Source organism: Eubacterium ramulus ATCC 29099, from assembly GCF_000469345.1.
Taxonomy (GTDB): domain Bacteria; phylum Bacillota; class Clostridia; order Lachnospirales; family Lachnospiraceae; genus Eubacterium_I; species Eubacterium_I ramulus.
Genome location: NZ_KI271112.1, coordinates 1 through 1,167 on the forward strand (window position 1 = coordinate 1; position 1,167 = coordinate 1,167).

Sequence of the window (1,167 nt, forward strand, 5' to 3'; positions counted from 1 at the left end):
AAAAAGCAGTCAATCCTAAGACTAACTGCTTTATGTATATGGATATAATTTGATTAAGTTTTAAAACCAGTTTGTTTTTTCATCTCTAAATTGAGGGTTATCGCTGTGTTGATATGGATTATAGTTATTCAGATTGCAACCATATTCTTTTAATGATTTGATTTTGTTATCTTCTGTCCATTCAATTAAGGAAATACCGTCAAATTCTTCAACGCTTCCCGTATTCATTTCATTTTTAAAATACCATTCTACGACAGTTTGATTTTCTTTATGAAAGAACTGTTTAATATCCCAAATAATGACTTTACCACGAGTATTCCATTCATTAAACCAATGTTTTACTGTTTTAAGATTTTCATATTTAGGACACCAGCTTTCCGTATAAACAACATCTTCTGTAAAAATTTTATCCATTCCTAAGTCTTGCTGTTTCAACCACATATCAAACCATAAACGAATAATTTTTTCTCTCTCATTCAAAATAGAACACCTCGATTACTTCTTTTTTCACATTATAGCACCCATACATCAGCCCCACAATAAAATTTTATGCACCGATAATCTTATTGAACAGCTCTAACAGTACATCTTTCACACCGCCAGCATTGAATACCAAGCCGACAGCAATCAAGGCAACTACCAAAAAGCCGATAAGTTTGGAAAACTCACGCTTGAACCCTAAGTAGATACCGATAACCACAATCGCCATAAGCACTAAGCTCTGTGCGTTTGATAAAAACCATTGATACAAATTTTGTCCGAAATTCATTTAATTGTCCTCGCTTTCTTTTAATTGTTTCATTTCATAGTCAGCTTCTTTGCCGACATTCAAAATACACATCAAGACTACACCGATACCCATTCCCATAGATACCAGCAGGAAATCTTTTAATAATACCCACATTTTTATCACTCCTAACTTTCTACTAAATCTTTTGCAGGGGTCGTCTGCTGTTTGATTATCATTTCATGCTTTTCTGTGAGTTTTGCCTGCTGTTCGATTGTTTCCATGTAGTCTGTACCGTTTCCCTTATCAATCTTTTTCAGCATTTTCAAGGTCGGTGCTACCTGCCGTTGTACCCAACGCAACGTGCGGTCTAAGGTGTACGGCTCTGGCTTTGTCGTCAGCTTCAAGCTCTGTCTGTTATCGCCGATAAACCAAGCCCA

At 35.8% G+C, this 1,167-nt stretch carries 4 protein-coding genes; all 4 read right to left on the reverse strand.

From position 1 onward, the window contains the following. Positions 1-60 precede the first annotated feature (60 nt). Entirely contained in the window at positions 61-480 is a 420-nt protein-coding gene (locus HMPREF0373_RS06045) for a nuclear transport factor 2 family protein (protein ID WP_009243012.1), read from the reverse strand. Between the two features lie 67 nt (positions 481-547). Beyond that, positions 548-769, reverse strand: coding sequence for a hypothetical protein (locus HMPREF0373_RS06050; protein ID WP_002323342.1), 222 nt, complete (start codon positions 767-769; stop codon positions 548-550). Next, positions 770-904: a DUF3789 domain-containing protein gene (locus tag HMPREF0373_RS06055; RefSeq protein ID WP_009243011.1), complete on the reverse strand. Its 135-nt coding sequence runs from the start codon at positions 902-904 to the stop codon at positions 770-772. A gap of 11 nt (positions 905-915) precedes the next feature. Continuing rightward, positions 916-1,167: replication initiation factor domain-containing protein (locus HMPREF0373_RS17275; RefSeq protein ID WP_021738765.1), on the reverse strand; the 252-nt coding region annotated here is incomplete at its 5' end.

Excerpts from the sequence above, each read along its gene's own strand:
- HMPREF0373_RS06050 (WP_002323342.1), bottom strand. The coding sequence starts at position 769 with ATGAATTTCGGACAAAATTTGTATCAATGGTTTTTATCAAACGCACAG.
- HMPREF0373_RS06055 (WP_009243011.1), bottom strand. The coding sequence starts at position 904 with ATGTGGGTATTATTAAAAGATTTCCTGCTGGTATCTATGGGAATGGGT.